This is a genomic window from Micrococcus sp. 63XJN7_8_ISO-PGPR-S23-253, from assembly GCF_056173425.1.
The window spans coordinates 26,919-43,817 of sequence record NZ_CM149673.1 but is presented as its reverse complement, the minus strand read 5'-3'; the positions used below and the strand labels follow the sequence as shown (position 1 = coordinate 43,817).

The window sequence follows — 16,899 nt, the reverse complement described above, 5'->3', positions numbered from 1 at the left end:
CGCCGGGGGCGGCCCGCGGCTCAGTCCGCGGGCAGCTCCAGCAGGCGTTCGACGGTGGCGGCCACCCCGTCGTCGTCGCACGCCCCGACCACGCCGTCCGCCGCGGCCAGCAGCGACGGGTGGCCCGAGGCCACGGCCAGGCCGAGACCGGCCCACTGGAGCATCTCCAGGTCGTTGGGCATGTCCCCGAACGCGACGACGTCGGCCGGCGCGACCCCCTTGCTCGCGGCGAACTCGGCGAGGGTCGCGGCCTTGTGCACGCCCGGCGCGGACATCTCCACGAGCGCGATGCCGGGCGCGGAGTGCGTGGCGCTCACGAGCTCGTCCAGCTCGGCGCGGGCCGCGGCGAGGAAGGCGTCCGGGGCCAGGGTGTCCGAGCGGGCCAGCAGCTTCACCACGCCCAGCCGACCCGGCAGCGCGGCCTCGAGCGTGGCCGCCGCGTGGACCTCGGCCCGGAACTCGGCGCGCTCGGAGAACGCGTGCTCCCAGAAGAAGCCCTCGAGGGTCTCGGCGCCGAAGGACACGGTGCGGTCCAGGGCGCGCAGCCGGTCCGTGGCGGTCCACACGGCCTCGACGGGCATGGGGTGGGCGATCAGGACGTCGTCCGTGGCGGTGTCCACGACGACGGCGCCGTTGGAGCAGATCACCGGGCCGACGGGACCGAGCTGCGCGCTCAGCGGGCCGAGCCAGCGCAGGGGGCGGCCGGTCACGAACACCACCTCGACGCCGGCGTCGTGGGCGTCCCGCAGCGCCGTGATGGTGCGCGGGCTCAGGCGCCCCGACCGCGTGTGCCGGTACCCGATGATGGTGCCGTCCAGGTCCGTCGCGATCATCCGCGGACGACGCGAGGGCAGGGGCAGGGCGGGCATGCGCCCAGTCTAGGCCGGGGCCGTGCGGCGGGCCGGGGTGTCCTCCGCGGGCGAGCAGGGGCACGATGGGGGCGTGGACACCGCACAGCAGACCACCGCACAGGACACCGCCCCGGACCCCGCGTCCACGACGCCCCGCACGGTCACTGTCACCGGCGCCGCAGGCAACATCGGCTACGCGCTGCTCTTCCGCATCGCCGCCGGCGGGATGCTCGGCCCGGACACCCCGGTCCGGCTGCGCCTGCTCGAGATCCCGGCCGCCCGGGGCGTCGCGGAGGGCACCGCCATGGAGCTCGCTGACGCGGCCTTCCCGCTGCTGGCCGACGTGGAGGTCACGGACGACCCGGCCCGCGCCTTCGACGGGGTCCGGCACGCGCTGCTCGTCGGCGCGCGGCCGCGCACGAAGGGCATGGAGCGCGGCGACCTGCTCGAGGCGAACGGCGGGATCTTCGGGCCGCAGGGCCGGGCGATCAACGACCACGCGGCGCAGGACGTGCGGGTCGTCGTCGTCGGGAACCCGGCCAACACCAACGCGCTGATCGCCGCCGCGCACGCCCCGGACGTGCCGGCCGAGCGCTTCACGGCGCTGACCCGGCTGGACCACAACCGGGCCGTGGCGCAGCTGGCGGCGCGGGCCGGCGTCGCGGTGACGGACGTGGCCGGCGTGACGATCTGGGGCAACCACTCCGCGACCCAGTTCCCGGACCTCACCCATGCCCGCGTGCGGGTGGACGGGACGTGGCAGCCGGCGCTCGAGGTGGTGGACCCGGTGTGGGCGGGCGAGGAGTTCGTGCCGCGCGTGGCGAAGCGGGGCGCGGAGATCATCGAGGTGCGCGGGGCGAGCTCGGCGGCGTCGGCGGCGTCCGCGGCGATCGATCACCTGCGCGACTGGACCCTCGGCACCGGTGTGGACGCGGACGGTGCGCCGCGCCGGACGTCGGCCGCGGTGGTCTCGGACGGCTCCTACGGGGTGCCGGAGGGGCTGATCAGCTCGTTCCCCGTGACCTCCGACGGCGGCACCGCGTGGCGGATCGTGCCGGGGCTGGAGCCGGACGAGTCCGTGCTGCCGGGTGAGGGCGGGCGGCTGGCCGCGACCGTCGCCGAGCTGGAGGCCGAGCGCGACGCCGTGCGAGGGCTGGGCCTGCTCTGAGGCGGCCGGGATCTTCTGCGTCTCCGACCCTTCTGGGAGCGTCCCCACCCGCCGGAAGGGTCAGATGCGCAACAGATTCGTGCGGGGACGGGCGAGCGTGGGATCAGTCCGCCAACTCGGCCCGCGTGGGCGGGTCCGCGCCCGGGCGGGAGGCCGTGATCGCCGACGCGCGGGAGGCGTAGATCAGCACCGACTCGACGTCGGCCGGGTCCATCGCGTGCAGGCGGCCGCGGTTCGCGGCGCCCAGCAGGGAGCGGTCGTCGAGGGCGGCGAGCAGGGCGGCGGTGAACGAGTCACCGGCGCCCACGGTGTCCGCGACGTCCACGGGCACGATCGGGCGCTCCACCACGCCGTGCGCGGTGACGGCCACGATGTCCTCGGCGCCGCGGGTCATCACCACGAACGCCGGGCCCATCTGCTGCCACGCCTGCAGCGACTCGCGCAGCGGGCGGTCCGGGTACAGCCACGCGATGTCCTCGTCCGAGGCGTGCACCACGTCCGCCAGCCGCACGGACTCCTCCGCGCGGGCGCGGGCGAACGCCCGGTCCGGCACGATCGTGGGCCGCACGTTGGGGTCGTAGCTGATGGTCGTGACCGCGGAGATCCGCTCGAGCAGGGCCATCACCTCGGCGTCGCCGGGGGCGAGCATGGTGGCGATGGAACCGGCATGCATGTGGTGCAGGGGGCCGCCGGCGGCGTCGTCGAAGTCCCGGGCGAGCGCGGCGGCGGGCGGCAGCGTCCAGTCCAGCTCGAACTCATAGCTGGCGGCACCCGTGGGGTCCAGGCGGGCGGTGGCCACGGAGGTGGCTGCGGCATCCGGCCCGAGCAGGCAGCGCACGCCGTTCTCCCGCAGGTGCGAGGCGATCATGTCCCCGTGCGCATCGCGGCCGAGGCGGCCGGCGAACAGGACGGGCCGCTCCAGCCGGCTCAGGCCCACGGCCACGTTCAGGGGGCTGCCACCGACGTGCACGCGGGGGGTCGCGGTGTCCGAGACCACGACGTCGACGAGCGCCTCTCCGATCACACCACAGTACTGAGCCACGCGCCCCACGGTACCCTAATCACCGGCGCGGAACCGGGGCTGTGCGCAGGCTTCCAGGCCCCCGAGAAACGCCCGACACCCCCATCCCCGACCCCTCGGCAGGCGGCCATGTCCCCCACCCCCACCCGGCCCTCACGCGGCCCCGGCTGGCGCCTCCACGGCGACGGCCGCACCATCACCCCGGGCACCGTCGTCGCCCCGGACGAGCGGCTGAGCTGGCCGCGGACCGTGGGCATCGGCGTGCAGCACGTGATGGCCATGTTCGGCGCCACCGTGCTCGTGCCCGCCCTGACCGGCATGCCCGCGACGACGGCGCTGCTCTTCTCCGGCCTCGGCACCCTGCTCTTCCTGGTCATCACGGGCAACCGCCTGCCCTCGTACCTGGGCAGCTCGTTCGCGTTCATCGCACCGCTGACGGCCGCCGCCACGATCGGCGGCACGGGGGCCGCGCTCGGCGGCATCCTCGTGACGGGCCTGCTGCTCACGGTGATCGGCGCGATCGTGCACCGCGCCGGCACCGGCTGGATCCACGCGCTCATGCCGCCGGCGGTGATGGGCACGATCGTGGCCCTGATCGGCCTCAACCTCGCCGGCGCCACGACGACGGCCATGCAGGAGGTGCCCGTCACCACGTTCGGCACGGCCCTGGCGGTGGTGCTCACGGCGGTGGCGTTCCGGGGACTCCTGGGCCGCCTGTCCATCCTCGTGGGCATCGTGGTGGGCTACCTGCTGGCCCTCGCGCAGGGCCAGGTGGACTTCGCCGCCGTCGGGGAGGCCGCCTGGATCGGGCTGCCGCCCTTCCACGGCCCGGAGCTGCGCTGGGACCTGCTGCCCCTGTTCCTGCCCGTGGTGCTCGTGCTGGTCGCGGAGAACATCGGCCATGTCAGGACCGTCGGGCTGATGACCAAGCGCGACCTGGACCCGCTCACCGGCCGTGCCCTCATCGCGGACGGCCTGTCCACCATGCTCTCCGGCGCGGGCGGCGGCGTCGGCACCACCACGTATGCGGAGAACATCGGCGTGATGGCCAGCTCGCGCGTCTACTCGACCGCGGCGTATTGGGTGGCCGGCCTCACCGCGATCGCCCTCGCGTTCCTGCCGAAGTTCGGGGCCGCCGTCGCCACCATCCCGGCCGGGGTGGCCGGCGGCGCGGGCATCATCCTCTACGGGATGATCGGCATGATGGGCGTGCGCATCTGGGTGCAGAACCGCGTGGACTTCTCCAACACCGTGAACCTCATGACGGCGGGTGCGGGCCTGATCATCGCGATCGCCGACCCCCAGCTCGTGGTGGGCGGGCTCGTCTTCGGCGGCATCACGCTCGGCACGGTCGCCGCCCTGGTGGTGTACCACCTCATGACGGCGATCGCCCGCGCCCGCGGCACCGAGCCGGTGCCCGAGGACGAGGAGCAGTTCGAGGCCTCGGAGGCCGGGCGACTCGGCTGACCCCCGACCCCGACCCGCCGCGCCCTTTCGGTCGTGAGATAGGGCCAATCTCACGACCGAAAGCGCTGAGAACCCCCATTTCACGTTCGAAAGCGCTGGGCTGGGCTGGGCTGCGCGGGGCGGGGGCGGGGCGAGGCGGGGCTGGGGGCAGTGCCCGTCAGCCGGCCGCGACCTCCTCGTCGGCGAGGGTGAGGACCTGGTCGAGCACGTCGAGGCCGAAGCGCAGGTCCTCGTCCGAGATGTTCAGCGGCGGGCACAGGTGGAACCGGTTCTCGGCCATGAACAGCAGCAGCCCCCGGTCCTTGGCCTCGGCCATCATCCGCCCCATCACGGGCGCGACCTGACCGAGCGGGGCCAGCCGCTCCCGGGTCTGCCGGTCCTTCACCAGCTCGACGGCCCAGAACGCGCCGGCGCCGCGCACATCGCCCACGCTCGGATGGGCCGCGGCGATCTCGGCCAGGCGCGGCCCGATGATCTGACCGCCGATCCGCTTCGCGTGGGCGACCATGCCCTCCTCCTCCATCGCGGTGATCGCGGCGACGGCGGCCGCGCACGCGAGGGGGTGGCCCGAGTAGGTCAGGCCGCCGGGGTAGGGCGTGGTCGCGAAGCTCTCGTAGACGTCGTCGCTCATGGCGACGCCGCCCAGCGGCACGTACCCGGAGTTGACCCCCTTGGCGAACGTGACGATGTCCGGGGTGACGCCCGTGAGCTGATGGCCGAACCACTCGCCCACGCGGCCGAAGCCGACCATGACCTCGTCGATGATCAGCAGGATCCCGTGCTCGCGGCACAGCTCCCCGACGCCGGCCATGTAGCCCGGCGGCGGCAGGAAGATGCCCGCGGTGCCGGGGACGGCCTCGAGGACCACGGCGGCCACGGTGGAGGGGCCCTCGAGCTCGATCACGTCGCGCAGGTGGGCCAGCGCGCGCTCGGCCTCCTGCTCGTCGCTCTCCGAGCCGAAAGCGGAGCGGTACGTGTACGCGGGCTGGAAGTGCACGACGCCGTCGGAGGCCGAGTCCGAGCCCACGCGCCGCAGGGAGCCGGTCAGGTTCGCCGTCAGGCGCGTGGCGCCGTGGTACGAGAGGTACGCGGAGAGCACCTTGTGCCGGCCCGTGTGCAGGCGCGCCATCCGCACCGCGTGCTCGTTGGCCTCCGCGCCCGCGTTCGTGAAGAACACGTGGTTGATGGATTCCGGCAGCCGCTCCGTGATCAGCCGGGCCGCCTCGGACCGGGCGTCGTTGACGTGCTGCGGGGCCACGGTGGCCAGCGTCTCGGCCTGCTCGCGGATCGCGGCCACGATCTTCGGGTGGCGGTGGCCGACGTTCGTGAAGACGAGCTGCCCGCTGAAGTCGACCATGGGCCGACCCTCGCCGTCCCACACCCACGACCCCTCGGCGTCGAGGATGGTCATGGGATTCAGGTCGCGCTGCGCGCTCCACGAGTGGAACACGTGCGCGCGGTCGAGCTCGTGGGCGCGGCGGCCCCGCTCGATGGCCTCGTCGCTGATCCGGGGGTCCCGGCGACCGACGTGCTGCTGATGCTCGGACATGCGCCCTCCTTGAGTGTGATGCGGGTCATTCCGAGCATAGGCAGGCCTGCCCTCAGCGCGAGCTGGCGCCCCTTCGCCCGCGCGCCACCCCCACGAACGCCTGCACGAGCTCCGAGTCGACCGCCTTGAGCCAGGCCAGGGCGACGTCCCAGCCGGGGTGGCGGGCGTCGTCGTCGCCCTGACCCGCGGAATCCGGCCCGTCGACGACGGCGGCGCCCGCCTCCGCCTCGGTCCGCGCCTGCTCGTCCGCGAGCGCGGACCGCGTGGCGGCGGCCTCGCGGTCGGCGCGGGACAGGCCCACGGTGTCGTCGAGGGTGGAGGCCAGCGGCAGCACGATCACGTCCTTGCGGCCGAACATGCGGGCCACGGACATCGGCAGCACGACGTGGCCGGCGCCGGACGCGGCGATCTCCAGGGCCATCCGCTCGCCCGCGCCGGGCAGCTCGGCGGCGTCCATCGGCTCCGCGCTGGGGGCCGGGGCGAAGCGGGCGGGATCCAGCTCCTCGTCCGGGTCGAGCTCGGCGGGCGACACCGGGCCGTCCGCGTCCACGTCCCACGCGGCGAGCAGGTGGTCCCTGCCCACGCACACCACCGGCAGCTCGGAGTACACGCCCACGAGGTGCACGTGCCGCGGGTCGACGCCGCCGGCGCGCAGGAACTCCTCGGCGGGCACGTCGCGGCGGCGCCGCACGTAGCCCAGCTGCGGCAGGAAGTGGCGGGGCTGACCGGCGTCGTCGTGGGCGAGGTGGGCCAGCTGGGCGGCGTCGTCGTGGTTGACGAGCTGCACCGTGCGCTGGCGGGTGGTGAACCGCTCCACCCACGTGGACGGCGTGGCCCCGGGGATGGTGGCCAGGAAGAGGGTCTCAGGCGGGACGGGCAGGTCGGCCGGTGGCGCGGGCGCGGGACGACGCCGGCCCTCACCTCCGGCGCGGCCCGCGGGCTTCACGCCCTTGGCCACGCCGCGCCCGCCGCCGGAGCGGGTGGACCGGGCGGGGCCGCCCCTGCTCGCGCGGGACTTCCCGCCCCGGCCGCCACGGGAGCCGCTCAGCGGACCTTCTCCTTCAGGAAGGAGACCGCGCGGTCCCAGGCGAGGGCCGCGGCCTCGGGCCGGTGGTTGCCCTGGGGGTTCTCGTCGTTGTGGAAGGCGTGCGGGGCGTCGTAGTAGAAGTACTCGACGTCGGCCCCGGACTCCTCGCGGATCTGCTGCTCCTGCCTCCGCGCGTCCTCGACGGGGAAGGAGTCGTCCTGTTCGGCGTAGTGGCCCTGGACGGCGGCGGTGACGCCGGAGAAGTCGCCGGGCACGCCCTGGCCCACGCCGTAGAAGGGCACGGCGGCGGAGACCTTGTCCCCCTGCTGGGCTGCGAGGGCGAGCACGAAGCCGCCGCCCATGCAGAAGCCGATCGCGCCCACGGTCTGCGAGGTCACCTCGTCCCGGGCCAGGAGCCAGTCGACGGCGCCGGCGAGCTGACGGGCGCCCTCCTCGGCGGGCAGGTTCTGCATCATCTCGCCGGCCTCGTCGCCGTCGTGGGCGATCCAGCCGCCGTAGAGGTCGGGGGCGAGCGCGACGAAGCCGAGGTCGGCGAGGCGGTCGCACACATCCTTGATGTGGTCCACCAGGCCCCACCACTCCTGGATCACGATCACGCCGGGACCCTTCCCGGAGGCGGGCAGCGCGAGGTAGCCGTGGCCCGTCCGGTCGCCGTCCTGGCCGGCGTCCTTGGTGGGCAGGTCGAACGTGACGTTCTGGTGCGGGGTCTTCGAAGCCATCATGGGCCCCACCCTACGAGGAGACCGGGCCCCTCATCGAGGGACCCGGTCTCGACGCGCGAGGTCGACTCAGGCTCAGGCCTGGGCGTCGGCCTCGGGCAGCACGAAGGCGGCGCCGATCTCGAGCTTCACCTTGTCCGAGACCAGGACGCCGCCGGCCTCGGTGGCCGCGTTCCAGGTCAGGCCGAAGTCCTTGCGGGAGATCTCGCCGGTGGCCTCGAAGCCCACGCGGGTCGCGCCGAAGGGATCCTTGTCCTGGCCGCCGAACTCGGCCTCGAGCTCCACGGTCTGGGTGACGCCGTGCAGCGTCAGCTCGCCGACCAGGGTGAACTCCTCGGGCTCGCCGCGGACCTCGGTGGAGCGGAAGGTCATGGTGGGGAACTGCTCCACGTCGAAGAAGTCGGCGGAGCGCAGGTGGGCGTCGCGGCCCTCGTTCTTGGTGCTGATGGAGGCGACGTCGACGGTCACGTCGACGGAGGACTGGGTGAACTGCTCGGTGATGACGAGCTGGCCCTCCACGGCGTGGAAGGTGCCGCGCACCTTGGAGATGCCCGCGTGGCGGACGACGAAGTCGACGTCCGAGTGGGCAGCGTCGAGATTCCAGGTTCCGGTGGTGATGGCGTTCATGGGGTGCTCCTTCTGAAGCGGATCTGTCTGGTGTGTCCGGGGTGGGCCGCCGCGGGGGGCGAGGGCTCCGTGGCCTCCGAACTTGTTTCAAATTTAAACATCATCCGGGCGGGTTGTCCATGCCTGGTCGTCAAAATTCGAAAGAGAGACGGACGTCACGGGCCGCGGGGGCCCATCGGGCCGCGCCCACCCACGACGACGGCCCGGAACCTGTGGGGGTTCCGGGCCGTCGGCGCGGGGTCAGGCGGCGGGGCCGCCCCCCGTCACGGGTAGAGGCCGCGAGTGCGGTGGGCCTCGGCCACGCGCTGCACGGCGGTCAGGGTGGCGGCCTCGCGCAGGCTCACGCGGCGGCTCTCGGAGGTGGCCAGCACGGCCTGCCACGCGGCGACCATGCGCTGCTTCAGGCGCTCGTCCACCTCCTCACGGCTCCACCAGTAGGCCTGGTTCGCCTGGACCCACTCGAAGTAGGAGACGATCACGCCGCCGGCGTTGGCCAGGATGTCCGGGACGACCAGGACGCCCTTCTCCGCGAGGATGCGGTCGGCCTCGCCCGTGGTGGGGCCGTTGGCGCCCTCCACCACCAGCCGGGCGCGCACGCGCGGGGCGTTCTCCTCGGTCAGCACGGACTGCACGGCGGCCGGGACCACGAGGTCCACGTCCATCTCGAGCAGCTCGTCCGCGTCCATGGACGCGGTGCCGGGGGTGTCCTTCACGGAGCCGGTGTCCCAGAGCTGCCTCTGCAGGGCGTCGTAGTGCAGGCCCTCGTCGTCGCGCACGGCGCCGTACTGGTCCGACACGGCCACGACCTTCACGCCGGCCGCCTCGAGCAGCTCGACCGTGCCGGCGCCGACCTTGCCGAAGCCCTGGACCGCCGCCGTCGCCCGCGACGGCTCGATGCCGAGGTGCTCGAGCGCGGCGAGCGCCACGTGGACCACGCCCGCCGAGGTGGCGGAGGCGCGGCCCAGCGAGCCGCCGAGCGAGACGGGCTTGCCGGTGACCACGCCGAGCGTGGTGTGGCCGACGTTCACCGAGTAGGTGTCCATCATCCAGGCCATGGTCTGCTCGTCCGTGCCCACGTCCGGGGCGGGGATGTCCACCTCGGGGCCGATGATCGGCTGGATCTCGGAGGTGTAGCGACGGGTCACGCGCTCGAGCTCGGCCTTCGAGTACTGGCGCGGGTCGATGGTCACCCCGCCCTTGGCGCCGCCGTAGGGCACGTCCAGCAGGGCGCACTTCCAGGTCATCCACATGGCCAGCGCGCGGACCTCGTCCAGGTCCACGTCCAGGCTGAAGCGCACCCCGCCCTTGGCCGGGCCGCGGGAGAAGTTGTGCTGCACGCGGTAGCCGCGGAGCACCTCGGTGGAGCCGTCGTCGCTGCGCAGGGGGATGGAGACGGCCATCTCGCGGCGGGGGGCGGCGAGCATCTGGTGCAGGCCCTCGTCGTAGCCGAGCGTCTTCACGGCGGCGGAGAGCTGGGCCAGGGCGTTGTCGAGCGGGGAGGAGGGGGCCGTCACGGCCTCGTCCTCGGCGGGGATCCTCGTCATTGAGCGTCCTCGTGGTCCGGTGGGCAGGGATGTGTCGCGGCCCGACCGACGCGCGGAGGGCCGCGCCCCATTGCGCGGCCGACGTCGTCCGGACCCCGATGAACGCTACGCGCTCCCCGGTCACCCGTCACCCCTTCTGAGCCGAGATCCACGCTCACCCGGGTGACGTCGGACACAGCGGCGTGTACTGTGCTGTGGACGCGCCGCACACCCGCGGCGCCCTTCGGCGTCGAACCGACGCCGCTCGCTCAGGGCCCACCTGGTCCGTCCCCCGGCCGTCCGCCGCGCGAGGCACCCCGCCCGCGACCTCGGCCCGACGCCCCAGCCCCGTGAAGGAGCCCTTTCATGACCGTGACCCTGCCCGCCGCGATCACCCCCTCCCCCGCGTTCCAGGCCGTGCCCGGCCAGCGCATCGACCCGGAGCTCGCCCGCTCCTGGCTGCTGGTCAACGCCGCCCAGCCCGAGCGGTTCCAGCCCGCCGAGGACTCGGCCGCGGACATCGTCATCCTCGACATCGAGGACGCCGTGGCCCCCAAGGACAAGGACCGGGCCCGCGCGGACGCCGTCGCGTGGCTGACCTCCGGTCACACCGGCTGGGTGCGGCTCAACGGCTACGGCTCGCGGTGGTGGGAGGAGGACGTCGAGGCGCTCGCCACGGCCCTTCCCGCGCACCTGGGCGGGCCGGTCGCCGAGGGCGGCCTGGCCGGCGTCGTGCTGGCGATGGTGGAGTCCACGGACCACGTGAACGAGACCGCCCGACGGCTGCCCGGGGTGCCCGTCGTGGCGCTCGTGGAGACGGCGCGCGGGCTGCAGCGGATCGACTCGATCGCCGCCGCGAAGGGCACGTTCCGGCTGGCCTTCGGGATCGGCGACTTCCGCCGTGACACCGGCCTGGGCGAGTCGCCGATGGCGCTGGCGTACACGCGGTCCCAGTTCACGATCGCGGCGAAGGCCACGGGGCTGCCGGGCGCGATCGACGGGCCCACCGTGGGCTCCACCGGCGTGAAGCTCGCCGAGGCGACGGCGGTGACCGCGGAGTTCGGCATGACCGGCAAGCTGTGCCTCGCGCCGGAGCAGTGCGCGGCCGTGAACGAAGGGCTCAGCCCGTCCCAGGAGGAGCTGGCGTGGGCCCACGAGTTCCTCGCGGACTTCGAGGCCGACGGCGGCGAGATCCGCAACGGCTCCGACCTGCCCCGCAAGGCCCGCGCGGAGAAGATCCTCGGGCTGGCCGCCGCGTTCGGGGTGCACTCCACGCGGTATCCGGACCAGGACAACGCGATCACGGCACCCTCGGACACGTACCACTACTGAGCGGGGCCACCGCCCACCAGAAACGCGGGTTGAGTTGTCACGGGTGCGGAGGCCGCACACCGGTGACAACTCAACCCGCGTTGCCTTGGGGGGCGCGGATCCCGCCTCCGCTCACACGTCCTGACGCGTCCGGCGCACGACGGCGGCCCGCACCGAGAACGCCAGCACGATCGCCAGGATCCCGTAGATCACCCACGTGATGGGGGTGGAGACGAGCACGGCCGGGTCGCCCACCGAGCTGAGCAGGGCGTCGCGCAGGCTGGTCTCCGCGAGCGGGCCGAGCACCATGCCGATCATCAGCGGCGCCAGCGGGTAGCCGTACCGCCGCATCAGGAAGCCCAGCACGCCGATCCCCAGAAGCATCAGCAGGTCGAACACCGCGCCCGTGGTGGCGTAGATGCCCAGCCCGCAGAACAGCGTGATCCCCGCGTAGAGGTAGTGCTTCGGGATGAGCAGGAGCTTGGCCCACAGCTGCGCGAACGGCAGGTTGATCGCCAGCAGCACGATCATCGCGATGAAGAAGCTCGCCAACAGCGCCCACACGAGGTCCGGGCTGCGGTCGAACAGCAGGGGGCCGGGCTGCAGCCCGTACTGGCGGAACGCCGCCAGCATGATGGCCGCCGTCGCGGAGACGGGCAGGCCGAGCGTGAGCAGGGCACCCATCGCCATGCCGGTGGTCGAGTTGCCCGCGGCCTCCGGGGCCGCCAGCCCGCGGATCGCGCCGCGGCCGAACTGCGGATGCGCCCGGCGCCGGTCCAGGCGCCGCTCGGCCGAGTACGCCAGGAACGTCGGCACCTCGGAGCCGCCCACCGGCACGATGCCGAACGGCAGGCCGATCGCCGTGCCGCGCAGCCACGCCGGGGCGGCCTCGCGGAACTCGGCGCCCGACAGCCACGGCCGGCCGGTGCGACGGATGCGCAGGTCCTCGTGCTCGCGGCGCACCCGGGAGGCCACGTGGAACACCTCGCCGAGCGCGAGGATCGCCACCGTGACGGTCACGAGCGGGATGCCGTCGAACAGCTGCGGGGAGCCCATCGTGAAGCGCTCGGTGCCGGTCACCGCGTCGATCCCGACGACGGCGATGCCCAGTCCCAGCACCAGGGAGGCCAGGCCGCGCAGCACCGAGTCGGCGACCACCGAGGAGGTGGCCACGAACGCGAAGAGCGCGAGCGCGAAGTACTCCGCGGGGCCGAAGCTCGTGGAGAACTCCGCCAGGACGGGGGCGAGGAACACGACGCACACCGAGGCCACCATGCCGCCGATGAAGGCGCCGAGCGCCGCCGTCGCCAGGGCCTGGGCCGCCCGGCCGTCCTGGGCCATGCGGTGGCCCTCGAACGTGGAGGCGATGGCCGAGGCCTGGCCGGGGGTGTTCATGAGGATGGCCATGGTGGAGTCGCCGAAGAGGCCGCCGAAGTACACGCCGGAGAACATGATGAACGCCGCAGTGGGCTCGAGGGCGAAGGTCATGGGCAGCAGCAGGGCCACGGCCATCGAGGAGCCCAGTCCGGGCATCACGCCGACCGCGGTGCCGAGCAGACAGCCCAGCACCACCCAGAGCAGGTTCATGGGGGTGAGGGCTCCGGCGAAGCCCTCCATGAGGAGTCCGAGGGTCTCCATGTCAGAAGCCACCTCCCAGGATGCCCGAGGGCAGGGTCAGGCCCAGGGCCACCGCGAAGCCGAGGTAGGCCAGCGAGGAGACGAACAGGGCGACGAGGATGTCGAACACGGGGTGCGGGGCGCCGAACGCGCGCGTGACGCACCAGAACAGCAGCGCCCCGGCGAGGATCCACCCCAGCCAGGGCAGCAGGACGGCGAACGCGAGGAAGCCGAGGAAGCACCAGGCCAGCGCGCCGAAGTCCGAGTGGAACAGGGTCAGCGGGCCGGCCGCCTGGCCGACCTCGCCGTCCGCGTCGGCCTGGCCCTCGGGGGCCTGGCGCACGCGCACGACCTCCACCGCGAGCGCGGCGGCGATCACGAGGCCCGCGACCGCGAGGATCAGCGGGAAGAAGTCCGGGCCGGGGAAGTCGGCGCCGTCGGTGTCCATGGCCAGGGACCCCACCAGCAGGTAGAGGCTGAACGCGGCCAGCACGGCGGGCATGACGAGTCCGGAGAGCCCGGCGGCGCGCCCCCAGCGGGAGGGGGCGTCGGCGGCGGGGGGGACGGTGGATGCGTGGCTCACTTGATCTCCTCCGTCAGCGTGCCGATGCGCTCCTTCTCGGCGGCGATGAACTCCTCGAGTTCGGCGCCGGAGAGGGGCACGGGGTTCCAGTAGTTGCGCTGCACCGCCTCCTTCCACTCGGGGGTGTCCACCGCCTCGGCGATGAGGGCCTCGAGCTCGGTGCGCTCCTCCGCGGAGACGCCCGGGGGCACGAACAGGGCGCGCCAGTTGGTGAGCGTGACGTCGTAGCCCTGGGAGCGCAGGGTCGGGATCTCCTCGACGCCGGCCAGCGGCTCGGCCGCCACCACGCCGAGGGCGCGCAGTCGGCCGGCCTGGACCTGCGGGTAGATGTCCGCGAAGCCGCCGGCGGAGGCCTGGGCGGTGCCGTTGAGCAGGGCCTGGATGGCCTCGCCGCCGCCGTCGGACGGGATGTAGGTGGTGTCCGCGACCGGCACGTCGGCCGTGCGGGCGATGTCCGCCATGACGAGCTGGTCGAAGGAGCCGCCGCCGGTCCACGCCACGTGGGCGGGATCGGCGCGCCAGGCGGTCACCAGGTCGTCCATGCTCTGGTACGGCGAGTCCGCCGGGACCACCACGAGGCTGTACTCCTCGACGACGCGGCTGACCGCGGTGACCTGGGAGAGCTCGGGGCCGGTGCCACGGGCCGCGTGGGCGGCGATCTGTCCGGTGCCGCCCACCATGAGGTTGTTCGCGTCCTCGAGCGTGGTCAGCTGGCCGAGGGCGATGTTGCCACCGGCACCGGGGATGTTGACCACCTGGACGTTGTTCACCAGCCCGTTGACGCGCATGGTCTGCTGCAGCTCGCGCTGGAACGAGTCCCAGCCGCCGCCGGCGGCCGCGGGGGCGATGAGGGTCAGGTTGGTGCGGATGTCGTTGCCTCCCGAGGCCGAGCGGACGGAGAAGGCGGAGGCCGCGAGCACGGTGAGCACCGCGATCACGCTGAAGACGATCCGGCCGATCCCCGTGCGTCGGCGCGGGGGGCCGTCGGGGGAGGTGGAGGACATGGCGGTTCCTAACAGAGACACCCCGCCGCCAGGGAGTGGCGCCGGGGAGAGGTGCGAGTGGTGGAGGTCACGGTAACAGCGCAGCGGGGCCGCGTGCGCTCTGCGTCCGAAGAGTGACCGACGACAACCGGTCCGGGTGGTGACGGGGACCGCGACCATGACGCACAGTGGTCCCCATGACGATCATCAGCACCGGAACCAGCACCCCCGAGAGCGCCGCGGCCTGGCGGGCCGCCCTGGCCGAGGCGGCCCTGCGCGGAGAGGACGTGGTCTGGTTCTCCCTCGACGGGACCGAGCCGGACGAGGCGGAGTCGCGCGAGGCCGGCGTCGCCGTGTCCGTGGCGCACGCCCAGGAGCGCGGCCGGGACGCCGTCGGCGACCTGCTCGAGCACGCCGAGCGCGTGGGTGCGAGCCGGATCGTGGTGGGCGTGAAGCACCGCTCCCCCGTGGGCAAGCTGCTGCTGGGATCGGCCGCGCAGCAGATCATCCTCGAGGCGCGCGTCCCGGTGGTGTGCGTCAAGCCGTGAGGGCCGCCCGCCCGGACCAGCCCGGGAACGCCGAAGGCCCCGGAACCGTGTGGTTCCGGGGCCTTCGTCCTCGGTGCGCGAGGGGGGACTTGAACCCCCACGTCCTTGCGAACACTGGCACCTGAAGCCAGCGCGTCTACCAATTCCGCCACTCGCGCGAGCGGCTTCCTGATCTCGGCTCCGGACATCCGGCGACCGTCACAGGCAGCGAGGAATACTCTAACCCCCGCCCGCCCGGGCGTGCAAATCGACCCCGACGCCCACCCCCGCGTCCCCGCCACGCCCGTGGCGCGCCCCCTCCGGCACCTCTCCCACCCGCTCTCCACCCCGCAGAATCCCGCTGTTCTCGGCGGTCTCCCAGCCCGGCCCGTAGTATCGGGACGGACAACTGTGGAAAGGGGCCCCGTCGTGGGACTTCTGGACAACCTCGAACGCGGCCTGGAGCGGGCCGTGCGCTCGGCCTTCTCGGCCGGCGGTCCGCGGGCGGTCAAGCCGGTGGAGATCGCCTCGGCCCTGCGACAGGCGATGGACGACGAGTCGTTCGCGCTGTCCGAGGGCCACACGGTCGCGCCCAACAGCTACGTGGTCCATTTCTCCCCCGCCGACTTCGAGCGCGCCCGCTCGTGGGGGTCCACCCTCGCCAGCGAGCTGTGCGACGAGGTCATCCGCCACGCCGACTCCCAGGGCTATGCGCTGCCCGGCACGGTCCGGGTCGCCTTCCACCCGGACGCGGACGTGCGCGCCGGGGACCTGCGCGTGGTCACCCGCCTGGACGACGGCTCGCTCACCGCCCCGGCCCCCCACGACGACGGCGCCTCGCCCGCCACCGCCCACGGCCCGGGAGCCACCGCCGCGGCGCCGGACCGACTGGTCGAGGACCTGCCGGCGGCTCCACCCCGCGAGCCCTCCCCCGCCCCGCGCGTCGAGCCCCGTCCGGCGCCCCGCCGGGCCGCCGCCCCGACCACGACCGCCGCCCCCGCCCACGCCGACCAGCCGACCGTCGTGATGGGCCGCCCCGTGACCGTGCCCGCCGGCCCGGCCCTCGAGCTGGACGGCCGCATGCTCCCCCTGGACGGGGACGACCTCATCCTCGGCCGCTCGGCCGAGCGTGCCGACCTCGTGATCCCGGACTCCTCGGTGTCCCGCGAGCACCTGCGCCTGCTCACCGTCGGCTCCACGGTCACGCTCCTGGACCTGGGCAGCCGCAACGGCGTGCTCGTCAACGGCCGCCGCGTGGACGGCTCCGTCACCCTGCGCGACGGGGACGTGGTGACCGTCGGCCAGACCGAGCTGCTGTTCTTCGGCGGGACGGGGGGCCGCGCATGAGCGAGCTCGCCGTCGCCGTGCTCCGCATGGGCCTGCTGCTGGCCCTGTGGGTGCTGATCATCTCCATCGTCATGGCGCAGGGCCGTGACCTCGTGGTCGGCCGGCGCAACAAGACGCGCCTCCAGCAGGCCCAGCGCGACGCCGGCCTGGTCACCGCGGTGCCCGCGGCCGGGGTCGCCGGGGCGGGCTCGTCCGCGGTCGACCGACCCGCGCCCGCGTCGACGCCGTCCCCCGCCGCATCCGCGCCGACGACGCCGGCCCCGCGGCTGTCCCGGACCCTGCGGGTGGTCGAGGGCCCGAAGGCCGGGCAGACCATCGCTCTGGAGGGCCGTCCCCTGCTGATGGGCCGCGCCCAGGACGCCGACCTGGTGCTCGTGGACGACTACGCCTCCGGCCGCCACGCCCGGCTGTTCCCGCAGGGCACCCGGTGGTTCCTCGAGGACCTCGGCTCCACGAACGGCACCTACGTGAACGGCGCCCCCGTCACCCGCGCGCTGCCCGTGGGCCCCGGCACGGCCATCCGCATCGGCAAGACCGTCATGGAGCTCGAGGCCTGAC

At 73.8% G+C, this 16,899-nt stretch carries 16 protein-coding genes and 1 tRNA gene; 6 read left to right on the top strand and 11 right to left on the bottom strand.

The window, feature by feature from the left end; translation table 11 throughout:
* Positions 1–20: 20 nt before the first annotated feature.
* Complete coding sequence (locus tag AC0VX4_RS00200; RefSeq protein ID WP_002858222.1) at positions 21–869, bottom strand: HAD family hydrolase; 849 nt, start codon at positions 867–869, stop codon at positions 21–23.
* A gap of 73 nt (positions 870–942) precedes the next feature.
* Here AC0VX4_RS00200 and AC0VX4_RS00195 point away from each other — a divergent pair, with 73 nt between their 5' ends.
* A complete protein-coding gene (locus AC0VX4_RS00195; protein ID WP_036335286.1) occupies positions 943–2,019 on the top strand; it encodes a malate dehydrogenase in 1,077 nt (358 codons plus the stop codon).
* A 103-nt stretch (positions 2,020–2,122) separates the two neighbouring features.
* Here the strand turns inward: AC0VX4_RS00195 and AC0VX4_RS00190 are convergent, their stop codons facing one another.
* Positions 2,123–3,043: a carbohydrate kinase family protein gene (locus AC0VX4_RS00190; protein WP_036335284.1), complete on the bottom strand. Its 921-nt coding sequence runs from the start codon at positions 3,041–3,043 to the stop codon at positions 2,123–2,125.
* Between the two features lie 126 nt (positions 3,044–3,169).
* On the opposite strand from AC0VX4_RS00190, the gene AC0VX4_RS00185 reads away from it, so the two are divergent.
* Positions 3,170–4,507: a uracil-xanthine permease family protein gene (locus AC0VX4_RS00185; protein ID WP_002858219.1), complete on the top strand. Its 1,338-nt coding sequence runs from the start codon at positions 3,170–3,172 to the stop codon at positions 4,505–4,507.
* Positions 4,508–4,664: 157 nt separating this feature from the next.
* Here the strand turns inward: AC0VX4_RS00185 and AC0VX4_RS00180 are convergent, their stop codons facing one another.
* The 5 genes from AC0VX4_RS00180 to AC0VX4_RS00160 all read right to left on the bottom strand — a co-directional run bounded on the left by AC0VX4_RS00180 (position 4,665) and on the right by AC0VX4_RS00160 (position 9,994).
* Positions 4,665–6,056, bottom strand: coding sequence for an aspartate aminotransferase family protein (locus AC0VX4_RS00180; protein WP_002858218.1), 1,392 nt, complete (start codon positions 6,054–6,056; stop codon positions 4,665–4,667).
* A 52-nt stretch (positions 6,057–6,108) separates the two neighbouring features.
* Entirely contained in the window at positions 6,109–7,014 is a 906-nt protein-coding gene (locus tag AC0VX4_RS00175) for a hypothetical protein (RefSeq protein ID WP_002858217.1), read from the bottom strand.
* Positions 7,015–7,100: 86 nt separating this feature from the next.
* Positions 7,101–7,826, bottom strand: coding sequence for a dienelactone hydrolase family protein (locus AC0VX4_RS00170; RefSeq protein WP_002858216.1), 726 nt, complete (start codon positions 7,824–7,826; stop codon positions 7,101–7,103).
* Between the two features lie 72 nt (positions 7,827–7,898).
* Entirely contained in the window at positions 7,899–8,450 is a 552-nt protein-coding gene (locus AC0VX4_RS00165) for a YceI family protein (RefSeq protein WP_475464435.1), read from the bottom strand.
* Positions 8,451–8,713: 263 nt separating this feature from the next.
* The gene (locus AC0VX4_RS00160) at positions 8,714–9,994 is read right to left on the bottom strand and encodes a Glu/Leu/Phe/Val family dehydrogenase (RefSeq protein WP_475464434.1); all 1,281 of its coding nucleotides are present in this window, start codon (positions 9,992–9,994) and stop codon (positions 8,714–8,716) included.
* Between the two features lie 345 nt (positions 9,995–10,339).
* On the opposite strand from AC0VX4_RS00160, the gene AC0VX4_RS00155 reads away from it, so the two are divergent.
* Positions 10,340–11,305, top strand: coding sequence for an HpcH/HpaI aldolase/citrate lyase family protein (locus AC0VX4_RS00155; RefSeq protein WP_060774525.1), 966 nt, complete (start codon positions 10,340–10,342; stop codon positions 11,303–11,305).
* A gap of 111 nt (positions 11,306–11,416) precedes the next feature.
* On the opposite strand, the gene tctA is transcribed toward AC0VX4_RS00155, so the two are convergent.
* Genes tctA through AC0VX4_RS00140 form a run of 3 tightly spaced genes read right to left on the bottom strand, consistent with a single transcriptional unit; the run spans position 11,417 to position 14,488 of the window.
* Positions 11,417–12,922: a tripartite tricarboxylate transporter permease TctA gene (gene tctA / locus AC0VX4_RS00150; RefSeq protein ID WP_002858211.1), complete on the bottom strand. Its 1,506-nt coding sequence runs from the start codon at positions 12,920–12,922 to the stop codon at positions 11,417–11,419.
* 1 nt (position 12,923) lies between these two features.
* Complete coding sequence (locus AC0VX4_RS00145; RefSeq protein ID WP_049160748.1) at positions 12,924–13,484, bottom strand: tripartite tricarboxylate transporter TctB family protein; 561 nt, start codon at positions 13,482–13,484, stop codon at positions 12,924–12,926.
* Positions 13,481–14,488: a tripartite tricarboxylate transporter substrate binding protein gene (locus AC0VX4_RS00140; RefSeq protein ID WP_049160752.1), complete on the bottom strand. Its 1,008-nt coding sequence runs from the start codon at positions 14,486–14,488 to the stop codon at positions 13,481–13,483. Before AC0VX4_RS00140 ends, AC0VX4_RS00145 begins: the two co-directional genes overlap by 4 nt.
* A gap of 176 nt (positions 14,489–14,664) precedes the next feature.
* Here AC0VX4_RS00140 and AC0VX4_RS00135 point away from each other — a divergent pair, with 176 nt between their 5' ends.
* The gene (locus AC0VX4_RS00135) at positions 14,665–15,015 is read left to right on the top strand and encodes a universal stress protein (protein WP_002858206.1); all 351 of its coding nucleotides are present in this window, start codon (positions 14,665–14,667) and stop codon (positions 15,013–15,015) included.
* Positions 15,016–15,089: 74 nt separating this feature from the next.
* On the opposite strand, the gene AC0VX4_RS00130 is transcribed toward AC0VX4_RS00135, so the two are convergent.
* A tRNA-Leu gene (locus AC0VX4_RS00130) sits at positions 15,090–15,173 on the bottom strand.
* Between the two features lie 250 nt (positions 15,174–15,423).
* On the opposite strand from AC0VX4_RS00130, the gene AC0VX4_RS00125 reads away from it, so the two are divergent.
* Both AC0VX4_RS00125 and AC0VX4_RS00120 read left to right on the top strand, forming a co-directional pair.
* On the top strand, positions 15,424–16,341 hold the full coding sequence (locus tag AC0VX4_RS00125) for an FhaA domain-containing protein (RefSeq protein WP_060774522.1): 918 nt from the start codon (positions 15,424–15,426) through the stop codon (positions 16,339–16,341).
* Entirely contained in the window at positions 16,338–16,898 is a 561-nt protein-coding gene (locus tag AC0VX4_RS00120) for an FHA domain-containing protein FhaB/FipA (RefSeq protein ID WP_020624445.1), read from the top strand. The genes AC0VX4_RS00125 and AC0VX4_RS00120 overlap by 4 nt, the downstream gene beginning before the upstream one ends.
* Position 16,899 lies beyond the last annotated feature (1 nt).